Origin of the sequence: Stenotrophomonas sp. a6, assembly GCF_030913325.1 — a bacterium.
Lineage (GTDB): Bacteria > Pseudomonadota > Gammaproteobacteria > Xanthomonadales > Xanthomonadaceae > Stenotrophomonas > Stenotrophomonas maltophilia.
The window spans coordinates 2432850-2453235 of record NZ_CP133161.1 but is presented as its reverse complement, the minus strand read 5'-3'; the positions used below and the strand labels follow the sequence as shown (position 1 = coordinate 2453235).

Annotated in this window: 20 protein-coding genes; 16 read left to right on the top strand and 4 right to left on the bottom strand. The window is 67.1% G+C overall.

Features of this window, described 5'->3' with window-relative positions; genetic code table 11:
• Positions 1 to 14 precede the first annotated feature (14 nt).
• From Q9Q79_RS11410 to Q9Q79_RS11390, 5 genes are all read left to right on the top strand, one after another.
• Entirely contained in the window at positions 15 to 1799 is a 1785-nt protein-coding gene (locus Q9Q79_RS11410; RefSeq protein ID WP_012480435.1) for a MotA/TolQ/ExbB proton channel family protein, read from the top strand.
• Positions 1800 to 1809: 10 nt separating this feature from the next.
• Positions 1810 to 2223, top strand: coding sequence for a biopolymer transporter ExbD (locus Q9Q79_RS11405; RefSeq protein WP_005409874.1), 414 nt, complete (start codon positions 1810 to 1812; stop codon positions 2221 to 2223).
• Positions 2224 to 2262: 39 nt separating this feature from the next.
• Positions 2263 to 2928 (top strand): cell envelope integrity protein TolA, encoded by a 666-nt coding sequence (locus Q9Q79_RS11400; protein WP_005409873.1) that lies wholly within the window; start codon positions 2263 to 2265, stop codon positions 2926 to 2928.
• A 42-nt stretch (positions 2929 to 2970) separates the two neighbouring features.
• Positions 2971 to 4716 (top strand): putative porin, encoded by a 1746-nt coding sequence (locus tag Q9Q79_RS11395; protein ID WP_201862553.1) that lies wholly within the window; start codon positions 2971 to 2973, stop codon positions 4714 to 4716.
• Positions 4717 to 4813: 97 nt separating this feature from the next.
• On the top strand, positions 4814 to 5143 hold the full coding sequence (locus Q9Q79_RS11390) for a hypothetical protein (RefSeq protein ID WP_005409871.1): 330 nt from the start codon (positions 4814 to 4816) through the stop codon (positions 5141 to 5143).
• A gap of 42 nt (positions 5144 to 5185) precedes the next feature.
• On the opposite strand, the gene Q9Q79_RS11385 is transcribed toward Q9Q79_RS11390, so the two are convergent.
• From Q9Q79_RS11385 to Q9Q79_RS11370, 4 genes are all read right to left on the bottom strand, one after another.
• On the bottom strand, positions 5186 to 5584 hold the full coding sequence (locus tag Q9Q79_RS11385; RefSeq protein ID WP_005413631.1) for an OsmC family protein: 399 nt from the start codon (positions 5582 to 5584) through the stop codon (positions 5186 to 5188).
• A gap of 84 nt (positions 5585 to 5668) precedes the next feature.
• Positions 5669 to 6310, bottom strand: coding sequence for a hydrolase (locus tag Q9Q79_RS11380; RefSeq protein WP_065183962.1), 642 nt, complete (start codon positions 6308 to 6310; stop codon positions 5669 to 5671).
• Positions 6311 to 6363: 53 nt separating this feature from the next.
• Positions 6364 to 7044, bottom strand: coding sequence for a hydrolase (locus Q9Q79_RS11375; RefSeq protein WP_005409868.1), 681 nt, complete (start codon positions 7042 to 7044; stop codon positions 6364 to 6366).
• Positions 7045 to 7116: 72 nt separating this feature from the next.
• Positions 7117 to 7983, bottom strand: a complete 867-nt coding sequence (locus Q9Q79_RS11370) for a pirin family protein (RefSeq protein ID WP_201863954.1) — start codon at positions 7981 to 7983, stop codon at positions 7117 to 7119.
• A 151-nt stretch (positions 7984 to 8134) separates the two neighbouring features.
• Here Q9Q79_RS11370 and Q9Q79_RS11365 point away from each other — a divergent pair, with 151 nt between their 5' ends.
• From Q9Q79_RS11365 to Q9Q79_RS11315, 11 genes are all read left to right on the top strand, one after another.
• The gene (locus Q9Q79_RS11365) at positions 8135 to 9061 is read left to right on the top strand and encodes a LysR family transcriptional regulator (protein ID WP_024956507.1); all 927 of its coding nucleotides are present in this window, start codon (positions 8135 to 8137) and stop codon (positions 9059 to 9061) included.
• A gap of 185 nt (positions 9062 to 9246) precedes the next feature.
• Positions 9247 to 9750, top strand: coding sequence for an RNA polymerase sigma factor (locus tag Q9Q79_RS11360; protein ID WP_201863955.1), 504 nt, complete (start codon positions 9247 to 9249; stop codon positions 9748 to 9750).
• A gap of 82 nt (positions 9751 to 9832) precedes the next feature.
• The gene (locus tag Q9Q79_RS11355; protein ID WP_138969950.1) at positions 9833 to 10789 is read left to right on the top strand and encodes a FecR domain-containing protein; all 957 of its coding nucleotides are present in this window, start codon (positions 9833 to 9835) and stop codon (positions 10787 to 10789) included.
• 182 nt (positions 10790 to 10971) lie between these two features.
• Positions 10972 to 14094, top strand: a complete 3123-nt coding sequence (locus Q9Q79_RS11350) for a TonB-dependent receptor (RefSeq protein WP_201863957.1) — start codon at positions 10972 to 10974, stop codon at positions 14092 to 14094.
• Positions 14095 to 14147: 53 nt separating this feature from the next.
• On the top strand, positions 14148 to 14912 hold the full coding sequence (locus tag Q9Q79_RS11345; protein WP_012480426.1) for a Slam-dependent surface lipoprotein: 765 nt from the start codon (positions 14148 to 14150) through the stop codon (positions 14910 to 14912).
• Between the two features lie 90 nt (positions 14913 to 15002).
• Complete coding sequence (locus tag Q9Q79_RS11340) at positions 15003 to 16457, top strand: surface lipoprotein assembly modifier (RefSeq protein ID WP_044570304.1); 1455 nt, start codon at positions 15003 to 15005, stop codon at positions 16455 to 16457.
• Positions 16458 to 16593: 136 nt separating this feature from the next.
• The gene (locus tag Q9Q79_RS11335; RefSeq protein ID WP_012480424.1) at positions 16594 to 16998 is read left to right on the top strand and encodes a response regulator; all 405 of its coding nucleotides are present in this window, start codon (positions 16594 to 16596) and stop codon (positions 16996 to 16998) included.
• A gap of 9 nt (positions 16999 to 17007) precedes the next feature.
• Positions 17008 to 18603, top strand: coding sequence for a PAS domain-containing protein (locus tag Q9Q79_RS11330; protein WP_049442097.1), 1596 nt, complete (start codon positions 17008 to 17010; stop codon positions 18601 to 18603).
• A gap of 70 nt (positions 18604 to 18673) precedes the next feature.
• Positions 18674 to 19015: a type II toxin-antitoxin system prevent-host-death family antitoxin gene (locus tag Q9Q79_RS11325; RefSeq protein ID WP_005413623.1), complete on the top strand. Its 342-nt coding sequence runs from the start codon at positions 18674 to 18676 to the stop codon at positions 19013 to 19015.
• Between the two features lie 3 nt (positions 19016 to 19018).
• Entirely contained in the window at positions 19019 to 19645 is a 627-nt protein-coding gene (locus Q9Q79_RS11320) for a hypothetical protein (RefSeq protein WP_005409857.1), read from the top strand.
• Positions 19646 to 19750: 105 nt separating this feature from the next.
• Positions 19751 to 20365, top strand: coding sequence for a hypothetical protein (locus tag Q9Q79_RS11315; RefSeq protein ID WP_005409856.1), 615 nt, complete (start codon positions 19751 to 19753; stop codon positions 20363 to 20365).
• Positions 20366 to 20386: the final 21 nt, after the last annotated feature.

Below are 20386 nucleotides of genomic sequence, written 5' to 3'. Positions count from 1 at the left end.
CGGAGACCCTTCGCATGGACCGTTTGCTTTCCCGAGTGTTGTTGCTGCTGGCCGCGCTGGTTGCGCTGCCGGCCGCTGCGGCCGATGCCAATTGGTGGCAGGCCGAATGGAAGTACCGCAAGCCGATCACCATCGACGCCGGCCCGCAGGGCGCGGGCCTGGCCGGTGACCCGGGCCGCACGCCGCTGCTGCTGCGCCTGCATACCGGCAACTTCGGCTTCGACGGCACCCAGGATGCGGGTAACGACCTGCGCTTTGTCTCGGGTGATGGCCGCACCGTGCTGGCCCACCAGATCGAACAGTTCGATCCCAAGCTGGGTCTGGCGCTGGTCTGGGTGGACGTGCCGGCGGTCAGCGCTGCGGCACCGCAGATGATCTGGATGTACTACGGCAATGAAAAGGCCCCCGCCAGCGGCAACGGCCAGCAGGTGTTCGATCCGGACTATACGCTGGTCTACCACTTCGCCGAGGCCAATGCGCCGGCACGCGACACCACCGCTTATGGCAACAATGCCGGTGCCGTGGTGCCGCCATCGGAAGGCTCGGTGATCGGCCGCGGCGTTCAGTTGGGTGCAGCCCCGCTGCCGCTGCCGGCCAGCGCATCGCTTGCGCAGGAGGCGGGCGCGCCGCTCACTGTTTCGGCCTGGATCAAGCCAGGCAGCAACAACGCTGCACAGGCGATCTACGCGCGTCGCGACGGTGCGTCCGAACTGGTGCTGGGCATCGAAAACCGGGTGCCGTTCGTGCAGCTCAATGGCCAGCGCAGCACGCCGGCGCAGCCGGTTCCGGAAGGGCAGTGGGCGCATGTCGCGCTGACCGCAGAGAAGGGCGCACTGCAGTTGTACCTCAATGGTCGCGTGGTCGCCCAGCTGAGCGGCGAGCTGCCGGCGCTGACCACCGCCCCGGTGGTGGGCGCCGATGCGCCGGGCGCGGTGCAGCCGCTCGCCAATTTCGAAGGCGCGCTGGATGAGCTGCGTATCTCGCGCGTGGCACGACCGGTCGCGCTGCTGCTGGCCGATGCCACCGCGCAGGGCGCCGACTCGCGCCTGATCAGCTACGGCGCCGACGAGCAGTCCGCCGGGCAGAGCCACTTCGCCTTCATTCTCAAGGCGATGCCGTTCGACGCCTGGGTGGTGGTCGCCATCCTGGGCCTGATGATGCTGCTGTCGTGGGCGATCATGATCGCCAAGGGGCGGCACTTCGGCCGTACCAGCAAGGCCAATGCAGTGTTCACCGAAAGCTTCGGCAAGCTGTCCGGTGTGCCGCTGCGCACCCTGTCCGACATGGACCGCCAGGGCAAGGCACCCACCGCGATGCACGACGGTTCGCTGTGGCGCATCTACCAGGTGGCCATCGATGAAATGCAGCAGCGCCACCAGCGCGACGGCAATAGTGGTTATCTCAGTGGCGCCACCATTGCGGCGATCCGCGCCTCGATGGATGCGGTGATGGTGCGCGAGCAGGAAGCGATGGCGCGGCGCATGAACTGGCTGTCGACCACCATCGAAGGTGCGCCGTACGTGGGCCTGTTCGGTACCGTGATCGGCATCATGCTGGTGTTCGTGGTGGCGGCGATGGCTGGCGCGGTGGACATCAACTCGGTGGCGCCGGGCATGGCCGCGGCGCTGCTGTGTACCGCTGCCGGCCTCGGCGTCGCGATCCCGGCGCTGTTCGGCTACAACTACCTGGGCGCGCGTGCCGAAGCGATCGGCGCGGACATGGCGGTGTTCATCGACGAGTTCGCCGCACGCCTGGCCGAAGAGCAGGACGGGCGCGGCCCGGCCGCGGTCCAGGGCTGAGGGGCGCACCATGGGCCAGAAGGCGAAGTTCGGCATCAAGAAGCGCGAGAAGGGCATCAACGTGACGCCCTTCGTCGACGTGCTGCTGGTGGTGCTGGTGATCTTCATCCTGACCAGCAACGCCTCCATCCCCGGCATCGAGGTCAACCTGCCGAAGGCCAGCAACAGCGTCGCGCTGGAGAAGCCGAAGACCAAGGCGATCACCATCGACCCCAGTGGACAGGTGTTCCTGGATGCCTACCCGGTGACGATGGCCGAACTGGAAGACCGCCTGCGCACCGAGCGCGCGACCACGCCGGATTTCCCGGTGATCGTGCGCGGTGATGCGCAGGTGCAGTACGCCCGCGTGGTCGAGGTACTGGACCTGCTGCGGCGGCTGGAGCTGGCCCAGGTCGGCCTGGTCACCGGCAAGGCGCAGGGCTGAGGCATGACGGCCCATCAACCCCCTCGGCCGGAGCCCGGCATGCGCGGCCGCCAGTTGCTGGTGACCGTCGCGCTGGTGCTGGCCGCGTTGCTGGTGCTCGGCATCGCCGTGTGGTGGATGCTGTTCAGGGACACTGCCAGTACCCGTCGGCCGGTGGTGCAGCCGCCGATGCTGGCGCTGCCGCCGCCCCCTCCGCCGCCGCCGCCGCCACCGGAAAAGCCGCCGGAACCCGAAACGCCGCCGGAAGAGACCATTCCCGAGCCGGAGCCGCTGGATCAGCCGACGCCGGCCGAAGAGCCGACCCCGACTCCGGACAATGCCGACCCGGTAACGATGAATGCCGATGCGCAGGCCGGTGGTGACAACTTCGGTATCCAGTCCGGCAGTGGCGGCGGTTCGTCCGGCGTTGGCCGTGGTGGCGCCGGCAACGCTACCTACGGCCGCTACCTGGGCTACCTGATGCAGCAGGCGATCTCGCGCGATGACAAGGTCAAGCGCCTGGCGTTCCAGCTGCAGGTGAATGTGTGGCTGGCCAACGATGGCCGCCTGGAAAAGGTCGAGCTGGTGCGCGGCAGTGGCAACGAGGAGGCCGACGCGGCCGTGCTCGATGCGCTGCGACGCATCGGCAAGGTCGACCAGGCACCGCCGCCGTCGCTCGATTTCCCCGCCCGCGTGCTGATCCAGGGCCGCCGGCCCGGGGCCTGATTCCCGACCTCCGTGATTTCCCTTCTTTCGATGAGAACCGTGATGAACGACCACGTCCGCGCACGAACCGACTCCCGCCGCCTGCGGCCGGCCCGACGGGCGCTGCTGTGCTGCGCCGTGCTGCTCAGCCTGGCCGCCCCGGCCGGTGCGATGGCCGCCGAAACCACCATGGTCAAGCTGATCAAGGGCCTGATCGCCAGCGGTGCGCTGAAGCCCGAAGACGGCCAGGCATTGCTGGTGCAGGCCGAGGCCGAAGCAGCGGCCGCCCAGCGCGGTACAGTCGCCGCGCCCTCGGCCGCCAGTGGTGGCGTGGCCCTGGAGGCCGGTGACGTGCGCGTGCCCTACGTGCCGCAGAGCGTGCGCGACGGCATCCGTGATGAGGTGCGCCAGGACGTGATGGCGCAGGCGAAATCGGAAGGCTGGGCGGCACCCAACGAAGTGGCCGAGTGGACCAAGCGCATCAAGGTCACCGGTGACATGCGTGTGCGCAGCGAGTCGCGCTTCTTCTCCGAACGCAACAGCGACATCGTGAGCAACTGGTCGTCGATCAACTCCGGCAACGGCTTCGACACCAACACCAACACCAACCTGCAGCTGCCGCCGCTGCTGAACACCCGCCAGGACCGCCGCAACCTGTGGCGCATCCGCGCCCGCCTGGGCATCGAGGCGACCATCGGTCAGCACACCACGGCCGGCGTGCGCCTGGCCAGCGGGAGCAGCAATGGCCCGGTGTCGACCACCGAGCAGCTGGGTGGCGGCCTGAGCAAGAAGGACGTGTGGCTGGACCAGGCCTGGCTGGCCTACAGCCCGGCGGACTGGGTGACGGTGCGCGGTGGCCGCTTCGGCAATCCGTTCTGGACCAGTGACACGCTGTTCTCCAACGACCTCAACTTCGATGGCCTGGCCGCCAACCTGAAGTACGACTTCAACGGCGGGGATCTCGATCTGTTCGGCAACCTCGCGGTGGTGCCGCTGGAATACACCTCCGACAGCTCGCCCAGCCAGAGCCGGGTCAAGACCCCGAATGAGAACAAGTGGCTGTCCGGTGCGCAGGTAGGTGTGAACTGGCGCTTCAATGACGAGAATACGTTGCGCGCTGCATTGGGCTACTACGACTTCAAGAACATCAGCGGCCGCCTGTCCTCACCGTGCGCCCTGTACGCGGGTGCGGTGGGCTGTGACACCGACTGGTCGCGCCCGGCGTTCATGCAGAAGGGCAACACCCTGATGCTGATCCGCGACATCGCGCGCAATCCGCTGGACCCGGCCAACACGCCGACCCCGCAGTATGTCGGCCTGGCCTCGGCCTTCCGCCTGGCTACCTTGAACCTGCGTTGGGACACGCAGCTGGCACAGGGCGTCGGTCTGCGCCTGGACGGCGATTACATCCGCAACCTGGCCTACGACAAGCGGGCCATGTTCAGCCGCGCCCAGAACGGCATCGTCAACAACTACGGCGCCGGCGGTACCGCCAGCATCGACACCTTCCGCAGCGGCGACACCGCCTGGATGGTGCAGGCCACCTTCGGAGCCACCGAGCTGAAGGAGAAGGGTCAGTGGCAGGCGCTGCTGGGCTACAAGCACATCGAGGCCGATGCGCTGCCGGACGCCTACAACGATCCGAACTTCCACCTGGGCGGTACCAACGCCCGCGGCTACTACGTGGGCGGTGCCTACGCGCTGGACGCGCGCAGCTGGATCAGCGGCAAGTGGATGGCGGCCAAGGAAGTGTCCGGTGCGCCGCTGTCGATCGACGTATTCCAGCTGGAGTTCAACACCGGCTTCTGAGTGGCGGCGTGATGCGGATCACGTAGTGCGTGGCGGGGGCGCAGCGATGCGCCCGTCTAAGGAAAGGAGACCACGCGTTGTTCAAAAGGAGGAGTGGATGAGCCGTCGCAAGCTGTTCGAGAGTCCCGAACCGTCCAGCCAGATGCTGGGTGTTGGGCCGGCCTATGTTTCCGTCGAGGGCCTGCGCCAGCACCTGGCCGAGTTCCTGCTGTATGCAGGCCGGCCGGTGGTGATCATGCGCGGGCGCAGCGAGGTGGGCTATTTCCTGCCGGCGCGCTGCTGGCGCCAGCGTGACGATGATCCGCTGGCCGCCGCTGCCGCCGACCAGCTGCTGGATGCGGCCGGTTTCCAGGCCGAAGACATCCAGCAGGTGGAGCAGGAATTCAACGCGATGCGCCAGCGCACCGTGCTGCATTCACGGCGCTGAGCTTTCGCCTCTACAGTAGATCCACGCCATGCGTGGATGGGGTTACGCTGCAGCCCCACGCTCACTGGTGATGCGCGCACCCTCGCGCATCACCAGGGTCACCGGGGTCTTTTCCACCACCTCCAGCAACCGCTGCCACTGCGCATCGCTCAGCTCGGCGCTGGCATGCAGCACGCGGTGCACATGGAAGCGACCATCCGCGTCACGTTCCGAACGCAGCTCGGCATGGAACTCGCCCAGTTCCCAGCCCTTGCGCTGCGCGTACATGCGCAGGGTGATGGCGGTGCACGCCGCCAGCGAGGCCAGGTACAGGTCGAACGGTGCGAAGCCCTTGCCCTGGCCGCCCAGTGAGGCGGGCTCGTCCGCATCCACAGCGAATGTGCCATTGCTGATGTGGTGCAGGTAGTTGTCGGCGGTTGAAACAATGCGTGCGTAGGCCATCACGTTCTCCATCTGTCTGTGGCGTCGAGCCATGCTCGACTGCTCCAAAAGGCGGCGCTAGCCGGGACCGGCGCCGCCATCCAATCACTCGGTACGATCGTACGAGAACTGGATGCCTGCCGTACCACCGGTTTCAATGAAGAGGTTCATGAAGGCCGGCACCGTTTCCGAACGGGCCCAGTCGCGCTGCAGCTCGCAGAACAGCTGCGGCACGCTGATCAGCTGGCCACCACCCTGTTCGATGCGGCGCAGCGCCGCATCGTGCGCGACCAGCGAGGTGCCGCCGACGGCGTCGACCACCACATACACCTCATAGCCTTCCTTCAACGCATCCAGGGCCGGGAAAGTCAGGCACGCCTCGGTCCACAGCGCGGTCATGATCAGCTTGCGGCGGCCGGTGGCTTCCACCGCCTTGCGGAACTCGACGTCCTCCCAGGAGTTGATGGTGGTGCGGTCGTAGGTGGGGTAGTCACCCAGTACCTTGCGCAGCTGCGGAATCGGCGGCTTGTTCAGGCCGGTCTTGACGTTCACCGTCGAATGCACGATCGGCAAACCATAGGCGACGGCGGCTTTCGCGGTGCCGACGATGTTGTTGACCAGCAGCTGGCGGTCCATCGAGGCGATGGAGTTCACCTGCACCGGCTGGTAGTCGATGATGATGAAGGCGGAATTCTGCGGGGTCAGCAGATGATCGCTGACCGGGTCGCGGATCGGTTCACTGGACATGGTGGGTCTCCTGTTCAGGGGGGGAGCCGGCGACTGGCCGGCACGAAGGCCACTCAGCTGCGCTGCGAATCCAGCTGTTCGTGGTTCTTCTGCACGTCCTGCGCCTTCAGGTAGCTTTCGATCAGCAGCTGGTAGTTCGGGAAGATCTTCGTGTAGACCTCGGCCCACTGCTGGGCATCGTCGCGGTTCCAGGTGCGCTGGATCTCCGAGGCCACCGCGGCGGTGTCCATCGGCACCACGCCTGCCTGCACCACGCGGGCCAGGGTGATCTCCTCGGCCATCTTCGAGTAGGTGCCGGACGCGTCGATGACTGCGAACACCTGGTAGCCATCGGCAACGGCGGCGATCGACGGGAAGGCCATGCACACGCTGGTGATGGTGCCGGCAATGATCAGCTGCTTGCGGCCGGTGGCCTTCACCGCGGCAACGAATTCCGGGTTGTCCCAGGCGTTGATCTCACCCTTGCGTGCCACGTACTGGGCATGCGGGGCCGCGTCGTGGATCTCCGGGATCAGCGGGCCGTTCGGGCCCTGCGGAACAGAGGCGGTGGTGATCACTGGCATCTTTGCCAGCGTGGCCATCTTCGCCAGCGCGGTGGCGTGGGCGCGCACGCTGGTGAACGGCATGTCACCGATGGTCTGGAACAGGCCGCTCTGATGGTCGATCAGCAGCATCGCAGCGTTGTCCGGATCGATCACCGGGCGGGCACCGTTGAAGTTGGCGGGGGTACTCATGGTCAGTCTCCTGGAGAAGGTGGGCGATGGCCCGGAAGGTGCGGCGGGCCAATGCCCGCCGCATTGAAACGATCAGTGCGCGATCTGGCCGAAGCGGCCGCTGTTGAAGTCGTTGACCGCCTGCGCGATCTCGGCTTGGCTGTTCATCACGAACGGGCCATAGCCCACCACCGGCTCGTCGATCGGTTCACCGCTGAGCAGCAGCACGGTGGCGTCGCTGTCGGCGTCGACGAACACGTCCTCGCCGCTGCGGTCGAAGGTGACCAGCTGTGCCTCGCCGACTGGCTGGCCGCCGTTGATCCGCACCGTGCCCTTCAGCGCCACCAGCGCCAGCGTGCGGCCATCGGCCACCGGCAGTTCGGCGTGGTGGCCCTGCCGCAGGCGGATGTCCCAGACATCCATCGGCGTGTGGGTGCGGGCCGGGCCGGCATGACCGTCGAAGCGGCCGGCGATGACACGCACCCGGCCGGCGCCTTCAGGCAGTTCAACCGAGGGGATCTGTGCGTCGAGCAGGGTCTGGTAGCCCGGTGCACCCATCTTGTCCTGCGCCGGCAGGTTCACCCACAGCTGCACCATGTCCAGCGTGCCGCCGCGCTTGCTGAACTCCGGTGTGTGGAACTCCTCGTGGAGGATGCCGGAGGCCGCGGTCATCCACTGCACGTCACCCGGGCCGATGGTGCCGCCGGCGCCGGTTGAATCGCGGTGGGCGACCTCGCCCTCATAGACGATGGTGACGGTCTCGAAACCGCGATGCGGATGCTGGCCGACCCCGCGCGGGGTATCGCTGGGGGCGAAGGTATAAGGGCCGGCGTAGTCCAGCAGCAGGAACGGGCTCAGGTGCTGGCCGTGGGTGTTGTAGGAAAACATCGAGCGGGCGGGGAATCCGTCGCCCACCCAGTGCGGGCGCGGGGCGCTGTAGGTACCGGTGACACGCTTCATGGCGATCTCCTGGCCGGGGCTGCCGGCCGCTGTTCTTCGTTGCAGGAGACGATATCGCCGCGACAATTGGGCCGGTAGACGCCAATATTTGCCGTCATAGTCCTATCTGGTGAACAATGGGTGCGCGCCTTGCGCCACAGGAGATCGCCCCGTGTTCATCGCTGATATCCGCCGTTGCGACCTCAACGACCTGTTCTACTTCGCCATGGTGGTCGAGCACGGCGGCTTCTCGCAGGCCGGTCGGGCGCTGGCCATGCCGAAGTCGAAACTGAGCCGGCGCATCGCGCTGCTGGAGGAACGGTTGGGCGTGCGCCTGATCCAGCGCTCGACCCGGCGTTTCTCGGTCACCGAGGTCGGCCAGGACTACTACCGCCACTGCAAGGCGATGCTGGTCGAAGCCGAAGCAGCCGAAGAAGCGATTGCGATGTCGCGCGCCGAGCCGCGCGGCACGATCCGCCTGGCGTGCCCGATCGCGATCCTGCACGCGCGCATCGGCCCGATGCTGGCCGACTTCCTGGCCCAGCACCCGCAGGTGACGGTGCAGCTGGACGCCACCAACCGGCGCGTCGACGTGGTGGGCGAGGGTGTGGACGTGGCGATTCGGGTGCGGCCGCCGCCACTGGAGGACAGCGACCTGGTGGTACGCGTGCTGGCGCGTCGCGTCTGGTGTACCAGTGCCAGTCCGGCGCTGCTGCAGCGGCTGGGCACGCCGCAGGTGCCGGCCGACCTGGCGATGATGCCGACCGTCGATCTGGCATCGCCCAGCCAGCAGCATGTATGGGAATACACCGGGCCGGGCGACGTGCTGGCCAGCGTGCATCATCGCCCGCGGCTGGTCAGCGATGACATGATTGCGTTGCGCACCGCTGCGGTGGCCGGGGTGGGGTTGCTGATGCTGCCGCGGATGATGATCAGTGACGAACTGGCCAGTGGCGCGCTGGTGCCGGTGCTGCCGGAGTGGGTGCCCAAGCACGGCATCGTGCACGCGGTGTTCCCGTCGCGACGCGGCCTGTTGCCGGCGGTGCGTGCACTGATCGATTACCTCGCCGAACGCTTCGAGGCGCTGGAGGAACCCTAGCTCTTCCATCCACGCATGGCGTGGATCTACTGGATCCGCCACCGCCTGGTAGATCCACGCCATGCGTGGATGATCCTGGTGCCGCGCGACGGGCCTTCGCTTGCCGCCTGCGGCCGTGCAGCCCACAATCCACGTCCGGACCGTCGCCATCACGCCCATCATTCCCCGGTCCGGCCTTGGCACCTATGTCTCCCAATGCCCTGGCGCTGGTCGAGCTGCTGATCCGCGAGCGCCGTGCGTTGTCTCGCTTCATCGCGCGCTATCTCGACCCGGCCAGTACCGAGGACACCCTGCAGAACCTGTACCTGAAGGCCAGCAGCGTGCCCGGCGATCCGCCCATCCTGGAGCCGCGTGGCTATCTGTACCGGATGGCCTACCACCACGCGCTCAACCGCAGCCAGTCCGACGCCCGCGAGCGGCATGCGATGGCCGAGTACGCCCTCGACATGGCCGAGGCCAGTCGCGATGGCGAGGCGCAGGCGCTGGACCAGGCGCAGCTGCGCGAGATCACCCAGACCATCCTCGCGCTGCCGGCCCAGGTGCGCGAGTGCTTCGTGCTCAACCGCTACCTGGGCCTGAGCGAGCGCGAAATCGCCACCCGGCTGGGTATTTCCAAGAGCCTGGTCGGCAAGCACGTGCTTCGCGCGGCGCTGTTGATCCAGCAGCACCAGCAGGGACTGCATCGATGAGCGGCGATTGCCGTGGGCAGATCGCGCCCGCCGTTGTCACAACAGGAAGGCGCACCCGTTCGTGGTGCGGCAGGCTACAACCATGACCACGTCCGAACCCTCGCCGCGTCAGGCCAGGCAGGCGTTGCGCTGGGTGATCCAGTGCAGTGCAGGCCCGCTGCCGGAACGCCAGCAACGAGCCCTGCAGCGCTGGCTGCAGGCCGATCCGCGCCATGCGCTGGCCTGGCGCCAGCAGCAGGCCTTCTGGCAAGGGTTGGATGCCGCCGGGCCCGACGTGCTGGCCGCGCTGCCCGGGCTGACCGCAGATCGGCAGGGGCTGCGCCCGATCGCACCGCGCCGCCGCCTGCCGTGGCTGCTGGCCAGTGCAGCCGCAGTGGTGCTGATGGTTGCCGCTGCGCCACACGCGCTGTTGCTGGCACGCAGTGACCTGCGCAGCAGCGATGCACCGCGCGTGGTGCAGCTGGAGGACGGCAGCACCGCCGTACTCGATGCGGGCACCGCATTGGCGGTTGCGTTCGATGGCCAGCAGCGGCACCTGCGCCTGCTGCGCGGCCAGGCCTGGTTCCAGGTGGCCCATGAGGCGCGACCGTTCCAGGTCGAGGCGGCGGGCGGCCTGGTCCGTGACATCGGTACCGCCTTCAGCGTGTCGATGCTGGATACCACGGTCACCACCCAGGTCAGCGAGGGTGTGGTCGACGTGCGTCCGGGCGATGGCAGCGTACAGCGCCTGCATGCGGGGCAGTCACGCGTGTTCCGTGACGGTCGCTGGCTGCAGCCAATGCAGCTGGAAGATGCCGAGACCATGGCGCCGTGGCGGCGTGGCGAGGTAGTGATCGACGATCAGCCCGCCGCGCAGGCCATCGCCGATCTGGCGCGCTACCGCTGTGCCCCGGTCTGGGTACTGGGCGGGCAGGGTGCAAGCGTACGGGTCAGTGGCCTGTTCCACCTGCAGCAACCGGAGACGGCCATCGACGCGGTGGCCGCGCAGGCAGGACTGCGCGTGCAGCGCTTGCCCGGCGGCGCGCTGGTGCTGTGGTGAGGCCCGCGCAGCACCCGGATGAACGGGTCGCATGAAAAAAACATGAAAGAACCGTGGGCAACTGCAGTGCCCCGCTGTCTATAGAGGTATAGCCAGAGCGAAACACCGTTTCTCCTCAAGCCAGACATGCCACCGGCACCGGATGTGCCCGTGGTTCCGCCACGCTTGAGGAGTTCCCGTCCATGCCGTCCACGGCATCCGCCTGTCATCGTCGCGCCACCGCTCTGGCCCTGGCTGTTTCCACCGCATTGCTGCCGCTGGCCTGGGTGCCGGCCGTGCAGGCGCAGCCGGCGATCGTCGCGCCGGTGCGGCAGTACACCATTCCGGAGCAGCCGCTGGCTGACGCCGTACGCGCCTTTGGCCGCCAGGCCGATGTGCAGGTGGTGTTCCGCAGCGACCTGGTGGAAGGCCGCCGCTCCAGCGCAGTGAAGGGTGAGTACAGCCAGATGCAGGCGCTGCAGCAGCTGTTGCGCGGCAGCGGCGTGCGTGCACAGCGCGGCATGGACGGTACCTGGAGCCTGCGGGCCGCAGCGGAGGCGGGTGAGGGCGAAGGGGTGCGGGTGACCGAAACACTGGACGTGGCCGGTCGCCTTCAGTCGGAAGGGGGTGAGGCCCGCGATCGGCGTGGCTACGACGATGTGTTCGCGCTGGACCTGACCACGGCGTATTCGGGGCGCGACCGGGTGGAGCGTTACCGAGGCTCCAATCCGGCCGATGTGGTCAAGGATCTGGTCGGCGTGTTCAGTGGCGATGCGCGCAACAGCGGCGCGCTGGACGTCAACATCCGTGGCATCCAGGGGCCCGGGCGGGTGCCGGTCAGCATCGACGGCGGCGAACAGGCGCTCACGGTCTGGCGTGGCTACAACGGCGTCAGCAATCGCAACTACATCGATCCCAACCTGATTGGTGGCATCCAGGTCATCAAGGGGCCAGGGCTGGTGCGCGATGTGCACAGCGGGATCGGTGGCGCGCTGGTGATCAAGACCATCGACGTCGATGACGTCGTCGCTGCCGGCGAGCGCTTCGGCGGGGAGCTGAAGATCGAAGGCAGCAGCAATGCGGTGGCACCGCGCCTGCCGCGGCTGCACACCGGCGAGGACTACCGCACCGTGCCGGGTTTCCCGCAGGGCTCGCCGAACTCACCCTACGACGACCGCACCCTGGTGGTGCCGGTGAAGTCGCGCAGTGGCAACAATCCCTTCGATGGCGAGGACCAGGCCTGGCGCCTGGCGCTGGGCGTGCGTGGCGACAACGTCGACCTGATGGCCGCCTACGCCTGGCGCAAGCGCGGCAACTACTTCTCCGGGACCCAGGGCAGCGCCTACTACGAACAGGACCAGCGCGAGCAGTTCGAGTACCAGGGCATCGACTACATCACCACGCTGGCGCGCTACTTCAAGCCCGGCGATGAAGTGCCCAATACCTCCAGCGAACAGGAGTCCTGGCTGGTCAAAGGCAGCTGGCAGATCAACGATGACCAGCAGTTGAAGGCGACCTGGCGGCGCACGCTGTCGCACTACGGCGAGATCATGCCGTCTCGCATCCTGTCGGCCCCCGACTACGGCCGCATCCAGTGGCCGCTCAGCCGGGTCGATTCGGATGCGTGGAACCTGGAATACCGTTTCCAGCCCGCCGGCAGTCGTTGGCTGGACCTGTACGCCAACCTGTGGCGCACGGAAACGGAAAGCGATACCTACAGCGCTGGCGGCTTCCCGAACTTCGCAGTGGGTAATCCGGCATGGAATCCGGACGCCAGCCCGATCCTGCGCAATACCGCGCTGGCCAACGCGCGCAATGACCGCACCGGCCTGATCCTGAGCAACCGCTTCGCGCTGCATTCGACCTTGGACCTGACCGTGGGCGGCAACTGGCAGTACGAGAAGCTGGGGTCCCGCGATCCGTACTTCGGCACCACCGATGGCTGGCGCATGTTCCCGCGTGCCGGGCGCCGCCAGGAGGGTGAAGGCTACCTGACCCTGGAGTGGCGGCCGGTCGAATTCCTCACCCTCAATGCAGGCGTGCGCTACAGCCGCTACTGGGCCTTCGACGATTTCCTCGAGGCGCACCCCGAGCTGCTCACCAAGGGCGTAGGTGGCAAGGAAGCGCAGTACACCGTGAACGAATTGCCGCCCCGTCCCGCCAATCTGCAGGCCCGCATCGACGCGTTGGAAGCACGCCGCGCAGTATGGGAAAAGCGCGGCATGGGCTGGTTCATCGACGACAGCATCCGTGCGTTGCTGGCACCGTACGAGACGCCGCGTCCGGTCCGGTACACGCGGCCCTGGCTGCCCGATGCCGATGGCAACTACACCCGCGCCGGCAATCCCTGCCTCAATGGCGAAGTGGCGGCCATTCCCGGCGTGCAGCCGGTGTTCGCCGGCAGCGACCAGGTCTGCAACATCGGCAACAGCGTACAGTCGCAGCCGGTCGATGGACGCAACAGCCGCCGCCGCGACCATGCCTGGCTGCCGACCTTCTCGGCCACTGCACACCTGTCCCCGGCCGCCCGTGCCTACGTGCGTTACAGCGAAGCGGTGCGCTTCCCGAGCATGTTCGAAAGCACCATCGCCTTCTCCGGCAGCCTCAATCCGCTGCATGCGCTCAAGCCCGAGCACGCCTACAACTACGAGGTGGGCTACGTGCACAACCTGTCGGCCCTGTTCGGCAACACCGCCGATGCCGACGTCAAGCTGGCGTACTACGTGCACAAGACCCGTGACGTGATCGAACGCGATGGCAACTTCCTGTTCGACAACATCGACAAGCAGACCATCCGTGGTATCGAACTGCAGGCCCGCTTCGACAATCGGCGCTTCTTCACCGATCTGGGCATCACCCGCACGCTGGAAAACGAGGTGTGTGACGAGAGCACGGCGGTGCTCCTGGACGCGAACCGCGGCCTGGTTCCGAACTGCGTGCAGGATGGTTTCGTCGGTGGCTACCTGCTGACCCAGGCCATCCCCAAGCTGTCGATCAACGGGTCGCTGGGCACCCGCCTGTTCGATGAGCGCCTGGAGCTGGGCAGCCGCATCGTGCACTACCAGCGGCACGAGAACCCTGACCTGCAGGCCTACCGTGATCGCCTGCTGAGCGGGGGCAGCGGCCTGCTCTGGCAGAACGTGCCGTTCACCTGGGGAAACATCACCACTGTCGATGCCTATGCGCGCTGGCGCTTCAACGAGCATGCCAACGTCGAACTGGTCGGCAGCAACCTCGGCAACCGCTACTACGTCGATCCAGCCACGCGGTCCACGCTGCCAGCCCCGGGTCGCACCCTGAAGCTCGGCGTCACCGCGCGCTTCTGATCTCCCACCTTCAAGCGTTGTACCCGTAGTTCCCTCAACCAAGGAGCAATACCATGAAAATGATCTCCCGTTCGGTGCTCGCCGTTGCCGCCTCGCTGGCTCTGGTCGGTGCCGCGCATGCTGCCGATATCGTCGGTGCCGCCAGTGCCAGGACCGATGCCGAGCTGTACGTGGCGGTTGGCGAATCGCAGGTCAATGGCGGCCCGCACCGCGCTGGCAAGGCCGGCATCGGTGTCGGTACCGTGTCCCAGGCCAAGCCGGTGGACTTCCAGGGCCTGAGCGCCTACTCGGCACCCACCACCGTCAATGGCGTGACGGTACGTACCCTGGCCATGCCGATCACCGGCGCACCGGGCAGCCACGCCGGGATGGGCCACTTCAACTTCGTCAAGGTCGGCAGTGGCGATGTCTGGTTCGGCGAATGGTCCAAGGATGGCGCTGCCGGTGGCTTCAACAACCGCCAGGTCTACTTCGTTGGCGACCGCGCCGGCACCACGCTGCCCGCCGGCGTGGCGTCCTACACCGTGGCCGGCCTGAACAAGTTCAACGGCAGCAACCTGCTGAGCGGCACCTTCGACGCCGACTTCGGCGCCGGCACCCTGGATGGTGCGCTGTCCGGCAATGGCCTGACCCTGGCCATCGTTGCCAACATCAACAGTGCCGATGCATCGTTCGCCGGTTCGGCCAACGTCAATGGCAGCGTCAATGGCGCCACCCAGGGCCAGTTCTTCGGCGCCAACGCCGCCACCCTGGCCGGCATCGCCACCTTCGCCGGCAACAGCCAGTACGACACCGCCTTCGGCGGCAGCAAGAACTGATTGCCACGCCCCTGACGGGGCAGGGCAGGGACAAGCCGCGATCCGCCAGTCCCTGCTTCGGCCCGCTGCATGCACCGCCACGGATCGACCATGCGCCATCCCATCTTCCTTGTGATCCTGTTGCTGGCGGCTGCCGATGTGCGCGCCCAGCAGGATGATCTTCGTCGTGTGCTGGAGCAGGGCAGCGAGCTGCGCCACCAGCAGCAGGACCAGCAGCGCCTGCAGCAGGCCGAGTCGGCGCGACCGACCATCACCATCGACGGCCAGACCCTGCGCGTGGAGCGCACGGTCGACGATCTGGGCCAGGCGCTGTACCTGTCGCTGCAGCATCAGCAATGGGGCGCAGCGCAGCGCTTCCTGGACGAATACATCGAACTGCCCGGCCACGACCCGTTGCTGCGCCACTACGCGCAGGGCGGCCTGGCGCGGGTGGCCGGCAATCACCACCGCGCGGCCAACGAGTACGAAGCACTGCTGGCGGCGCAGCCGGATTTCCTGCCGGCCCGCCTTGAGCTTGCACGTGTCCATGCCGAGGACCAGCGCGACCGCGATGCGGAGGCGTTGTTCACGGCCATCGCCGGTGACATCAATGCCGACGACCCCACTACCGGAGGTGTACGCGGACGGGTGGACGCCTACCTGGCCGCACTGCAGGCGCGCAGGCGTTGGAAAGGAGCGCTGGCAGCCGGCCCGGCATGGAGCAACAACGTCAACCGCAGCTCGGCCAGCCGCACCTGTCTGTTCGGAGTGGGCGACACCTGCATCATCCAGCGCAATCTTCCCGATGCCCAGCGCGCCATGGGCCTGGACTACGACGGCAACCTGGAGCGTCGCTGGGCATTGGCCGGTCATCACGGCGTCTATGTGCGCGCGCTTGCGTTCGGCCAGGCATGGCGCGGGCACAGCGCCTACAACGAGCTCAATGCGAGCGTGCAGGCGGGCTATAGCTGGCGCAGCGCACGGCATACCCTGCAGATCGCGCCGAGCTATGACTACCAGGGCCTGGGCAACCGGGCTCTGCAGGGCGGCAGCGGGCTGCATGGCGAGTGGCAATATGCACTGGACGCGCGCAGCCTGCTCAGGCTGGAGGCCGACTGGAAGCGCCAGCGCTATCGCCAGCGCGGCCTGGCCAGCAATTACGACGGTGAGCTGGCCGCGGTGTATGCCACCTGGTTCCGTGCGCTCAACCCGCGCTGGACCCTCTTTGCCGGGCTGGACCTGAGTGACAGCCGCGCCGCCAATCCGGCCAACGGCTACCGCCAGCGTGGACTGCGCCTGGGGGCGGCGCGCCAGTGGACGGGCACCACCGCCACCGTGTTCGTGTCGTTGCGCGAGCGCGACTACGATGCGTGGAGCCCGCTGCTGGAGGCGCGGCGTGAGGACAGCGAACAGAACCTGATTGCTGTCGTGCGCAGCGAGCGCTTGGCGGTGGCCGGGCTGGTGCCCAGCCTGAGCCTGCGCTACGCGCGCATCGACAGCAACGTCGGCTGGCTGTACAGCCACGACCGCAGCCTGCTCAGCCTGAAATGGGAACGGGCCTTCTGAACGCGCCGCTGCGCTGCCACGGTGAACGCGCCGTGGCCGCGATCTTCATTCATCATCACGCGCTCTTGTAGCCCGTTTCGCGCATCCTTCGGGTGTTGCGGCAGAGCTGGGCCGCGTGTATCGAGGAGCGCCGGTCGTGCTGGAAGCGGGCAACAAACCAGAGGGCCTGAAAGGGCTGCGTGTACTGGTGGCGGAGGATGAATTCGCCATCGCGATGTTTCTGGTCGACTATCTGGAGCTGAAAGGCGCACAGGTGGTGGGGCCTGCCGGTGACCTGCAGGCGCTGGGGCGGCTGGTCGATATCCATCCCATCGATGTGGCACTGCTGGATATCAACCTGGGCGGTGAGCAGGTCTATCCGCTGGCCGATCGACTGGCCGAGGCGGGTATCCCTTTCCTGCTGACCTCCGGTTACGACGACAACCTGCCCAGCCGCTTTGCCAGCGCGCCGCGCTGTACCAAGCCTTATCACATCGAAGCGCTGGTGCAGCAGCTGGCCGCGCTGGTGGCGGCGCCGCAGGTCTCTGCGGGCATTGCCTGATTGCGCGGCATGTCGCGCCGTCCTGAAGACATCCACGCCGCCAAGCTGCGTGGCCAGATGCCACCTGCACCGCAGCTGCATGTGCGCCACGATGGCATGGCCGCGCGCATCGCCCGCCACGACTGGTCATCCACGCCGTTGGGTGCCTGCGAGCAGTGGCCGCCCCACCTGCGCGCCACCGTCGACCTGATGCTGGCCCATGGTTTCCCGATGATCGTGCTGTGGGGTGAGCAGCTGGTGCAGCTCTACAACGATGGCTATGCCGAGATTCTGGCCGACAAGCATCCCGGCGGGCTCGGCCAGCCGACCCGCGAGTGCTGGCCCGAGGTCTGGCATATCAATGGGCCCATCTACCAGCGCGTCTGGCAGGGCGAAACCATCACCTACGAGGACAAACTCTATCCCCTGGCACGCCGCGGGCGGTTGGAGGATGTCTGGTTCACCATTACCTACAGCCCGATCCTTGGCGAGGAAGGGCGCATCAACGGCGTGCTCGTGACCATGTTCGAGACCACAGCGGCGCATGTGGCCCAATCGGCACGCGAGCGCGAAGAGCAGAAGCGGCGGGAGGCGGACCGGCGCCTGGCATTGGCCTTCAAGGTGCTGCCGGTGGGCGTCTGCATTGTCGACACCGAAGGGCGCCTGCAGCTGTCCAACGACCAGATGCGTGCCTACCTGCCCAGCGGCAAGGTGCCCTCCACGGATGAGGTGAACCTGCATCGCTGGCTTGGCTGGCATGCGGACGGCAGCGCCATCGGGCCGGAGGATTTCGCCATCGCCCGTGCGATGCGCGGCGAGACCGTGGTGCCTGGGCTGGAGTTCCAGTATCTGCATGACGATGGGCGCGCGCGCTGGACCCGGGTTGCGGCCGCGCCCCTGCGCGATGGCGACGGTGAGGTCAGCGGCGTATTTGCCATCGCCGTGGACATCGACGATCTCAAGCGTGCCACCGAGCGCCAGTCTGTATTGCTGGCCGAACTGCAGCACCGGGTGCGCAACATCATGTCCACCATCCATGCCATTGCCTGGCGGACCCGCGAGTCGGTCAGCAGCGTGGATGAATACGCTGAACGGTTGTGCGGGCGACTGATGTCGCTGGCGCGCACGCAGAGCCTGCTGACCCGCGGCGCCAATGCCGGGGTCTGTCTGCGTGGCATGCTCGATGAGGAGATCGCGGCGCAGACGCCGGCAGCGGCGGCCTACCGCCTGCAGGGCGAGGATGTGCTGCTGCCGCCGAAGGCGGCCGAAGTACTGTCCCTGGCGATCCACGAGCTGGCGAGCAATGCCCTGCGGCATGGCGCACTGACCCATGAGGATGGCCGGATCGAGGTGACCTGGGATCTGCAGGTTCAGGCCGGCCAGCCATGGCTGGGTCTGCACTGGTGTGAGCGCCATGCCGAAGTGGAGGACTGGGAGCAGCCCCGGCAGCGTGGCCTTGGCCGGGCGCTGATCGAGCAGCGCGTGCCCTACGAACTCGCCGGCAGCGGCGAGCTGCGCTTTGGCCCGCAGGGCCTGGATGCCTGGATCCGCTTTCCGCTGCGCGAGCGAGACAGCCTGCTGCAGACCGACGCTCCCGGCGCGGCGGCGGGCGGTTCCGGCAGGTAAAAGTCCATTTATCCCCAATTGGGCCAAATTGGGCATAATGGCCTCAACTGTCCCCGTCTGGAGCCGTGCCATGACCCTGCCGCTGGATCTGCCTGGCCTCGAAAAGGCCCCCGCGTCGTCGGTGAAGACCCGTGGCTGGCCGAGCCTGATGCGCACCGTGCGCGAGAAGCAGGCGCTGGTCATCACCAACCACAACCACCCCGAAGCGGTGATCGTGGACATCCGCACCTACCAGGAACTGCTGGCCAAGGCCGCTGGCGGCGATGCCGGCGAGCGCAGCGAAGAACTGCTGCGCCTGCGCGGTGAGTTTGACCAGACCCTGGCCAGCCTGCAGCGCGGGGAGGGGCTGGGCAAGGTGCTGGGCCAGCCGATCCGCCGCGGTCGCAAGGTCACCCTCGGCCGTCCGCTCTGACCGATGGGGCGGATCCTGGTGCTTGCCGGCGTCAATGGCGCCGGCAAGAGTTCGCTGCTGGGTACCTGGCTGGAAGCCGAAGGGCTGGGCTGGTTCAACCCAGATTCGTTCACCCGGCGCCTGGTGGAGGCCGGCTGGCCGCTGCCCGATGCCAATGCGGAGGCCTGGCAGGAAGGCACCCGCCGCCTGCGCCAGGCCATGGCTGATGGCACGGACTTCGCCTTCGAGACCACGCTGGGCGGCAACACCATTCCAGGCCTGCTGCGCGAGGCCTGTGAGCAGCATCATGTGGCGGTATGGTTCTGCGGCCTGTCCAGCGTCGAGCTGCACATCGCCCGCGTCGCTGCGCGGGTAGCGGCCGGTGGCCACGATATTCCGGTGGAGAAGATCCACGCCCGCTTCGATTCGGCGCGCGAGAACCTGCTGGACCTGCTGCCACACCTGGCCGAGCTGCATGTCTACGACAACAGCGCTCCCGCCGACGCCGACGGCTGCGTCGAGCCGCTGCCGGTGCTGGCGATGGCGCATGGCCAGCTGCAGTACCCGGTCTCAGTGGCCGAGCTGCTGCATACGCCGGATTGGGCCAAGCCCATCGTGATGCGTGCGATGGAGTTGAATACCTCGAATTAGATCCACGCCATACGTGGATACCCTTCACACATCGCGCGAAACCGCGCCGTGCACGACTGCCACCGGAGCTGCGGTTAGACTGACCGCACACTCAAGGAGGATGACATGCACGGACCTGCGACGTTCCGCTTCAGTTCCATCTGCCTGGTGCTTGCCGCGCTCGCGCTGTCCTGCATGCCGACGATGGCCGCGTCGCCTGCAGCCAAGCGACCATCGCCGCCCAGCCTGGTGCAGGCCTTCCACGCCGCCGAAGCCAACCTGCGGCTGATTCCCGGCGGCGACATTGAATCCGGCTTCCGCCCGGTTTGGACCGCTGTTGCCGATCTCGATGGTGATGGCCGTGCCGAGGTCGTGTATTTCTACACGTCCGACTATTCCGGCGGCAGCTTCGCCCAAAGCAACGTTGTTGCGGTGATGACGGCGCTGACGGCAAACGATCCGCGCGGCCGGGAGAACCCGAACAGCCTGTCGCCGGTGGAAGCAGAGGACTATGCCGCCATCCGCAGGTATGGCTATGCTGACGACGCGGCTGAACAGATTCCAGGCGCCATCCGTGCCATCCGCATCCAGGGTGATCGCATCGTTGTCGATTTCACTGTCAGTGCCGGCGCGACGGTCTGCGAATGGAAGAGCCCGAACCGCCACGTCTGTCCGCCGGACGGAAACTACACATGGACGCTGCGTTGGACGCCGGGGAAGCTGACTCACATCAGGAAATAGCGCCAGGGAGTGCCGGGCGTA

Excerpts from the sequence above, each read along its gene's own strand:
- Q9Q79_RS11410 (WP_012480435.1), top strand. The coding sequence starts at position 15 with ATGGACCGTTTGCTTTCCCGAGTGTTGTTGCTGCTGGCCGCGCTGGTT.
- Q9Q79_RS11405 (WP_005409874.1), top strand. The coding sequence starts at position 1,810 with ATGGGCCAGAAGGCGAAGTTCGGCATCAAGAAGCGCGAGAAGGGCATC.
- Q9Q79_RS11400 (WP_005409873.1), top strand. The coding sequence starts at position 2,263 with ATGCGCGGCCGCCAGTTGCTGGTGACCGTCGCGCTGGTGCTGGCCGCG.
- Q9Q79_RS11395 (WP_201862553.1), top strand. The coding sequence starts at position 2,971 with ATGAACGACCACGTCCGCGCACGAACCGACTCCCGCCGCCTGCGGCCG.
- Q9Q79_RS11390 (WP_005409871.1), top strand. The coding sequence starts at position 4,814 with ATGAGCCGTCGCAAGCTGTTCGAGAGTCCCGAACCGTCCAGCCAGATG.
- Q9Q79_RS11385 (WP_005413631.1), bottom strand. The coding sequence starts at position 5,584 with ATGGCCTACGCACGCATTGTTTCAACCGCCGACAACTACCTGCACCAC.
- Q9Q79_RS11380 (WP_065183962.1), bottom strand. The coding sequence starts at position 6,310 with ATGTCCAGTGAACCGATCCGCGACCCGGTCAGCGATCATCTGCTGACC.
- Q9Q79_RS11375 (WP_005409868.1), bottom strand. The coding sequence starts at position 7,044 with ATGAGTACCCCCGCCAACTTCAACGGTGCCCGCCCGGTGATCGATCCG.
- Q9Q79_RS11370 (WP_201863954.1), bottom strand. The coding sequence starts at position 7,983 with ATGAAGCGTGTCACCGGTACCTACAGCGCCCCGCGCCCGCACTGGGTG.
- Q9Q79_RS11360 (WP_201863955.1), top strand. The coding sequence starts at position 9,247 with ATGTCTCCCAATGCCCTGGCGCTGGTCGAGCTGCTGATCCGCGAGCGC.
- Q9Q79_RS11355 (WP_138969950.1), top strand. The coding sequence starts at position 9,833 with ATGACCACGTCCGAACCCTCGCCGCGTCAGGCCAGGCAGGCGTTGCGC.
- Q9Q79_RS11350 (WP_201863957.1), top strand. The coding sequence starts at position 10,972 with ATGCCGTCCACGGCATCCGCCTGTCATCGTCGCGCCACCGCTCTGGCC.
- Q9Q79_RS11345 (WP_012480426.1), top strand. The coding sequence starts at position 14,148 with ATGAAAATGATCTCCCGTTCGGTGCTCGCCGTTGCCGCCTCGCTGGCT.
- Q9Q79_RS11340 (WP_044570304.1), top strand. The coding sequence starts at position 15,003 with ATGCGCCATCCCATCTTCCTTGTGATCCTGTTGCTGGCGGCTGCCGAT.
- Q9Q79_RS11330 (WP_049442097.1), top strand. The coding sequence starts at position 17,008 with ATGTCGCGCCGTCCTGAAGACATCCACGCCGCCAAGCTGCGTGGCCAG.
- Q9Q79_RS11325 (WP_005413623.1), top strand. The coding sequence starts at position 18,674 with ATGACCCTGCCGCTGGATCTGCCTGGCCTCGAAAAGGCCCCCGCGTCG.
- Q9Q79_RS11320 (WP_005409857.1), top strand. The coding sequence starts at position 19,019 with ATGGGGCGGATCCTGGTGCTTGCCGGCGTCAATGGCGCCGGCAAGAGT.
- Q9Q79_RS11315 (WP_005409856.1), top strand. The coding sequence starts at position 19,751 with ATGCACGGACCTGCGACGTTCCGCTTCAGTTCCATCTGCCTGGTGCTT.